The 7,158-nt window shown below is 31.9% G+C and carries 5 protein-coding genes and 1 pseudogene; 3 read left to right on the top strand and 3 right to left on the bottom strand.

Translation table 11 applies throughout. The annotated features are described in order from the left end of the window. The 3 genes and pseudogenes from JEM49_RS08125 to JEM49_RS08115 form a co-directional block, all read right to left on the bottom strand. The coding region (locus JEM49_RS08125; RefSeq protein ID WP_201874601.1) for a hypothetical protein at window positions 1-3,128 on the bottom strand (3,128 nt) is incomplete at its 3' end. A gap of 149 nt (window positions 3,129-3,277) precedes the next feature. Beyond that, a pseudogene (locus JEM49_RS08120) lies at window positions 3,278-3,934 on the bottom strand (DNA alkylation repair protein). 21 nt (window positions 3,935-3,955) lie between these two features. Further along, on the bottom strand, window positions 3,956-4,825 hold the full coding sequence (locus JEM49_RS08115) for an alpha/beta hydrolase (RefSeq protein ID WP_056945494.1): 870 nt from the start codon (window positions 4,823-4,825) through the stop codon (window positions 3,956-3,958). Between the two features lie 254 nt (window positions 4,826-5,079). Between JEM49_RS08115 and JEM49_RS08110 the strand changes: the two genes are divergently transcribed. From JEM49_RS08110 to proC, 3 genes are all read left to right on the top strand, one after another. Continuing rightward, a complete protein-coding gene (locus JEM49_RS08110) occupies window positions 5,080-5,475 on the top strand; it encodes a hypothetical protein (RefSeq protein WP_025006376.1) in 396 nt (131 codons plus the stop codon). 108 nt (window positions 5,476-5,583) lie between these two features. Next, window positions 5,584-6,183, top strand: coding sequence for a hypothetical protein (locus tag JEM49_RS08105; RefSeq protein WP_201874600.1), 600 nt, complete (start codon window positions 5,584-5,586; stop codon window positions 6,181-6,183). 40 nt (window positions 6,184-6,223) lie between these two features. Further along, a complete protein-coding gene (proC, locus tag JEM49_RS08100; protein WP_201874598.1) occupies window positions 6,224-6,997 on the top strand; it encodes a pyrroline-5-carboxylate reductase in 774 nt (257 codons plus the stop codon). The last annotated feature ends 161 nt before the right edge of the window (window positions 6,998-7,158 follow it).

The following is a 7,158-nucleotide window of genomic DNA, read 5'->3' as shown; positions in this document are numbered from 1 at the left end:
GGATCTTCCTCTTGATCGTGATAGTAATAGTATTTTGCATCTGGTTTAGACAGTCGATAATAAAATCCTTCGACTGTCTTACGTAAATGATCTGGTATTTTAGATAAAGTGCTAATTCGAGGATGTTTTACAATCCATTCCCGCATTTCTACCCACTGATATTGCATAGTTTCACTTAAAGAACGCAATTTATAAGCACGTTTGGCTAAGAAAACTGCACCACTATTAATTAAAGCTAGCTCTTGCTTTTCCTTAATCGTTGCTAAACGATCTTGATATTTTGGATTTGAGGATAATCTATTTTTATTTTGCTCAATTAAGTCTTCAATCAGCACGTTAGTTCGTTTATGGCTTAAATAATCCCAGTCAATTTTATTTACAAAATTATAGTCATACTGGATTAGCATTTCTTTATTTTTGATATTTGTTCGACAAAGACGCCCTGTTATCTGTTCTAACTCTGCTGCAAGAGCATCCTGTGCAGGTAATAAGTCCCACATGCCATTACCTGATATTTTGCCAAAGTATTTTTGTAGTCTTGTTCTAACATCACGGAAAGATAAATTAGTTTGATTTGAATCGTATAATTCAAATTGTTCATAAATAATATGTCCTGCTCTGATTTTGAAATCATCTAAATCCTGAGTACCATTATTATTTGGATTTTCAAACATATGAGTAAGTGATTCTATATAAATTCCTGCAATATCAATAAATGGTTCATTCAAGTTGACAAAGCGTTGATCAATAATTGCAAAATCATGGCTATGTTTTTGATAATAGTCTTTATCTAGAAGATATTGAAGATTGGTTCCACGACCAAGAGCTTGCTTATTAGTAAGCATGATTTGAAATTTCCCTTTACCCCATGTTTCTTTAACATCTTCTATTTCTTGACGATTTTGTGAACTAATCACTTTGAATAAATCATCTGGAAATGGAATATTTAAGATTTCAATGGCTTCTTTTAACCAATTTAATTCGTCGATTCGTATTATTGCATTGGTATAGATGATGAATGCATTATTTGTAGAATTTTTTTGATTTAACTGCAAAAAATTAATGATTGCACTTAATAGACGTATTTTACGTTCAAAATTAAAATGAGTATTACTAATTTTTGAATCAGCATCTTGGCGTTCGGCTTCACATAAAAACGGTGCATCTGGATCTAATCCGTTGCTTACGCGATTAGCAATCAAACGAGCAGGATATTTATTCAAAATTCGTTCAAGTTGTAATTCTGTTGGCTCTAAATGATTTTCATCTCTTAACAAAGTAGCTAAAGCTTGACTAAAAGTTTGTCCACTAATCATCAAGTTTTTTCCTGTCAACCTGGTGTCAATTTTTACTTTGCTTTTAATTAATTGATTTCGTTTTCTATTTTCTAAATCAAGTACCTCTTGCAATTTTGTAGGAATTTCTAAGAAGTTAACTATATTATTTTTTACCCAATTTAGATCAAAATTTCCTAATGGTGAGGGGTTTAAACTGGTTGATGATAATAAGATCGTCCTCATTTTATTTGCTACACTGGCAAGAATTTGTTCTGGTGTTGTCTTCTGTTGGTAGACACGAAGCTGACCATTATTGTTAGCATCTTCACTTACAGTTAAATCAAATAGACGAAATCCAGAAGCATAGATGGTCTGATCATCTGTAAAACTTGCTTTAATATTTGGTAATTTTAAATTAAGTGCTTTATCCAAATAATTATCAATGAAGTATTTTGCTAACCTTCCTTCAGCATTAGTAGGCTGCAAAATCACGTTCACGATTTGCAAGTGTTCTTCTGATAACTCATAAACATTATGCAATTTTTCAGGATCAGTAATTTTTTTATTCAGATTTATCTTGAATTCATGATAATTTCTGGCGATTGAATAAGTCGTCTTTGCAATATAATGCAATAACCGAGTAAAGGAACTAGTTACTTTACTTAATCGAAATTCTGGATGCGTTTCGTAAAATTTTTGATCTATTGTAATCTCGTTAACAAGACGTTGAGAGTTAAATTTCCATACCAAATACTTTTCATCTTTTTTCAAGCCAAACAAAAAACTGCTTTTACCTGTGTTAAATAGAAATTTGTTAGTATTATCTCCCAAAAGTGCAGGATCAATTTTTGATGGGGACTGCAAATGATACTGATCATATGTCTTCTTGATCACTTGATAAAGTTGCTTAATTCTGGTGTTATTTGTTTTTCCAGAGGGGTCTTTGGCGTCTATGATTATTCGTTCCATGCGTCCAATAGCTGGCAAAATATTGGCGTAAAATCTTCGAATTAGAGTTGGCATATCTTCAACATCTTTAGACCCCATCTCACTTTCGATTAATTTATTGGTCCAATTTGATTTAATCTTATCTGATTCATCTAAAAAGAGAATAGGTGTCTGACTATTTTTAAAAGTCAAATCCCAATAATTGTCTTCATTTCCGATGGCTGTTTTATATGGGAAAACGAATTTATCCGCAGTCATGATCAAAACGTAATAACGACTGAGATCAGTATCTTTAAATAAATCACATATCCAAGGCGCCTTTTTAATTAAATAATTTAGCCGTTTTTGTTTGGTATTAAGTTTTATTTCTTCTTTTTGCGCCAATCTTTTTAAATCGTAATAAATTGTGCGTTTTAACCGAGAACTTAATTCTCCGAACGTATCATTTTCTTGTTTAACAAAGATATATTGTTTTGCAATTCTTTTTAGTAAAACAGTAGTATCTTTAAACGTCGCAGTATTTTGATCGAACCAGCTGCTTAAATAATCGTTGGCTAAAGTTTGATCATTTTCATAATCAGTCTTAGATAATAGTTCTTCTAGGAAATGTTTAACTTGATCAGGTACACTCTCAAACAGTAGAATTCTGCTTTCAAATTCAGGTAACTTTTCCTTTAAATCATGGAAAAATTCATTTCTAGTTTCAATTCCAGAAGTAACCACAAAAATCTTGGGTTTTAACTCAAGGTCTGGACTTTTTTGTAAAATCTCAGCGATTTTTTGAATCACTGCATGTGTTTTACCTAATCCAGTTGTTTGTTCAATTACTGATAGATACGTCCCTTCTTTTTGAGATAAAAGATAGTCTAATGCCTTTTTAGTAGAATTGGATTCGACTTTCATTTTTTCTTCTCCTTAATTTAAATATATAAATTGGAGGTCCTCCTTGCTTAATCGCACATGTGTTCACGTGTCATTATATCAAACACCTGTTCAAATGCAAAAATTTTTATAAAAAAACGATTATGTGATATACCACATAATCGCTATTGCTATAAATACTTCGATCCTTCTGTAATCGATAGTTTAGCCATTCTATCATAATTTTCAGCAATAAATTGTCTTGCCCATTCTGAATTTGTCTTAGAGTAATCACGTAAGGCCCATCCTATTGCTTTATTAATGAAAAACTCTTGACTGTTCAAATTATTTTCGATGATCTGAGCAAGTAAGTCAGTGTTCATTTTCTTTTTACGTAACAATTGATGTTCTATTGCTACACGTCTTACCCAAAAATCAGAATCTGTTGACCACTCAAGCATCAGTTCATTAATTCTTGCATCTCGTAAGCCAAGATCACCAATAGGCTTAATTAGACTATCGACTGTATCCCATCATTGTTTAGTTCTGACAAAACGTTCAATTCTATCAATATCGTTATAAGTAAGATATTTTTTCATTGCAATTAAATAATCACAAACAAAATATTGCATCTCTCGATATTGATCTTCCCAAGCTCGATTTAATAGATTCCAGTCTATTTTCTTCTTTTTCTTTTCTCGCAATAAAAAATCGTGATAGATCTTTCGTCGCTCGGGTGTATGCAAACCATAAAATTTAAACTGATTTCGCATATAACCTGCTAATTGTTGTGCTTGTTCAGGATTAGCTTTTTCTTCAAAATTCGTTTTTAGTTCTTGATAAAACAATTTGAACAATCCTTTTTTCTACTACCATAAAAATTCAACAATTTTATTAATTACTTGATCATTATTAGGCAAACTGCCATGATCAGCTTTTACTCCAGTAAACTTGATCGCTTGATATTTACTACCAGAAGTTAAATATTTCAATGATAAAGCAGAAGCTATTTCAACTACTCCATCCCCGCCATTGCCGATATCTCCATAAATATTAAGAATCTTCACTTTATTTGTTTTGTAAGCTGGACGAGCTTTTAACATTTGCTTGTATGTTTGATTCATTTTATTTGGTTTGCCATTTTTATCTAGTTTTAACCCTTTGGGTTGACGGAAGCTTGGCGGCAATTCTTGGAAATATGCTCCATCATAATGCCCTGCTATGCTCACTTGTTTAACTAACCGTGGCATATTTTTCTTTTGACCATTTTGAATCATGTAGTAAATTATCGCAATATTGCCTAAAGAGTAGCCAATCATATTAACTTTATTGATATGGTATTTCTTCTGCAAGGCTTTGACTACGTTGCTAGCATAAATTCCATTACGTGAAAAGTCAGGTTGTGTATTATCCTTGAAATTGACTTCAACGATTGGATTTTTAGCATTCTTTTTAATCCTGCCTTTTAATTTAACTTTTCCTGTCTCATCTACATTTGCACGAATTACACTATTTGTTTTACCAGCTTCTTTAGCAGCATCGACTAACGGCTTTTCATTCTTATAACTACCCATTAATCCGTGAAAATATAATGTAGGAGTATCTTTAAATCTCGGTTTAGGCTTAACCATAGTGGTTTTGCTTTTATGTACTTGCTTTTCTTTTGAACTATTATTGCAAGCTGCCAGTAAAGGTATCAATAATAACAACATGATAAACAGATGATTTATTTTTCTCATTTTTGACCCGATTCTATTTTGCTTTATTGACTAAATAATCTCAGATTTGTGTTAAAAAAGTCAATTTTTCGATTTTTTCTTTTATTTTGATCATATGTTTGGTATATTTTATACGAACAAAAGTTTTTCAGGAGGAGACGAATGAGTAATTTAATTAAAAAGCTATATCATCAACTTGTGCTTATGAAGAGCAATGTTCGACCTTTATTATTTTTGTTGATGAGAGTATTTCATACAAGAAGCAAGATGATCAGATGACTACTGATAGGTTTATTGCTGCCTTTTATATGATAGATGCTCAAAGAATGCAGGCATTAAATCAGCTTTATAAGGAGATTTACCCTAACAATAATAAACGAGAGAAAAAGAGTAATTCCGTTTCTGATAGAATCAATCGGAAAGCCTTAGAAGTGGCTAAGCCCTTTTTAACATCAGCTTTGATATTAGAACGTCCAGCTTGTGATCTTAATCAATTTACAGATATTAAAGAATTGATGTTTTTGTCACTAGAACTTCTATCATATATTCATCCAATTAAGACGCTTTTACTGGAACTTAAAAAATGCATCAATTCTTCACAAATTAAAGTATATGTTGTAATTGATGAGACCTCACAAAATCATGTTGATCCATGTCTTTTATTAAATTGAACTCTGCTACAGGATATTGCCAAGAACATTAGTGATGAGGAGGTTAAGTTTGAGGTTAATTATTATACTGAAAACAGTCGAAAAAGTTATGGTATCCAAGTTGCTGACATGTTGGCTGGAGCCTATCGTAAAGAAATGATATATCAAAATCAAATTGATGCAAATCTCCTTTCCTTTCCTTATCATCGTTTGACCTTAACTTCTGATTTAAAAGAAAACTCAAAGTTCTTAGAAACATTAGGCTATGTTGTTTATAATAATCAACTGGCAAAAACACAAATTATTGAGCCAAATAGTAAACGTAATTCACTAATTATAGTCCAAAGCGTAATTAACTCAATAAAGAAATTAGTTAAGAAAAGAAAACAAATCAGACAGGCTAAACAAGTTGATCATTTTAAAAGATCGAATCAGCTACTCTTAAATCTAAGCACACTTGATAATAAGAAAAAGCGGCAAAAAGTTATCGCTCTTTGTAGTAAAATGAACAAAAAATTGTGCCAATATGCTAAAAAATCAAGCTTAAAGCCACACAACTATGTGGTAACATTGAGCAAAAAAGTAGATTCTAAACATTACCAAAAGACTTTAAAAAATTTACGCAATAACATCAAGCAATTGAACAAAATATGTCGAGAGTCAAAGTCACGTAATAATATCATTCTTGAATTAAAAGTGTTTAACAAAGAGATTAGTAAATACTATTAAGATAAAATTTGAACAGATAGCAAACATTAAGGAGATAAAAATGACAAAAATTGGAGTAATTGGTGTAGGACAAATGGGTAGTGCTATTATTAAAGGACTAAAAAAAGATGCAACGAATAAAATAATTGGAGAAAATCCAGTTAATCCCCGTGTCAGCGGATTAGCAGAAAAACTAGATTTTAAATTAGTCCATGCAATACATGATTTAATCAACTTGGATCTAGATTATGTATTTTTAACTACTCCAGCTAAGATTACACTTCAAATCATCCCTGAACTAATTAATCTGGACGCCAAAACCACCATTATTTCTTCGGTAGCTGGTGTTGGGTATAATAATTTGGAAAACATTTTACCTAATCATTCAATTATTAGAATCATTCCTAATACTCCAGTAGCGATTAACGCTGGCACTATTGGATTGTTTATACCAGCTAATATCTCTAAAATTAATGCTGTGAAAATAACTCATTTTTTAGAACAACTAGGAGATGTAATTTCTGTTAAAGAAGATCAATTAAGCATTGTAGGGACTATTGGTGGCTGTGGTCCTGCCTTTGTGGATGTTTTTCTTGATGCGCTTGGGGATGCTGGCGTTCTGAATGGTCTTCCTCGTAATCTAGCTAATCAATTAGCTGCCAGCATGGTTAAGGGCTCTGCTACTTTGGCTAGTGATAGTAAAATAGCCCCTGCTTTATTGCGTGATCAAGTATGCTCACCCGGTGGAACTACTATTAAAGGTGTAACTAGCTTAGAGGCGAATGGCTTTCGTCATGCTGTAATCGAAGCTGTTAATCAAGCAAATCAAAATTAAAAAATGGGCGGAAAATTCTCCGTCCATTTTTAGTAAGTAATTATTTAGTTTTTACCTAACCAATGCATATTTTGATGGTAAGCGTCAAATAAAATAGTGTACTTAAAAACCGTCCCAGTTACTGTTATACTGAGACGGTTATTTAAGTTCTTTTATTTACA

The organism is Lactobacillus sp. A27, from assembly GCF_016742815.1.
GTDB lineage: Bacteria > Bacillota > Bacilli > Lactobacillales > Lactobacillaceae > Lactobacillus > Lactobacillus gallinarum.
This window is presented reverse-complemented; position numbering and strand designations above follow the sequence as displayed.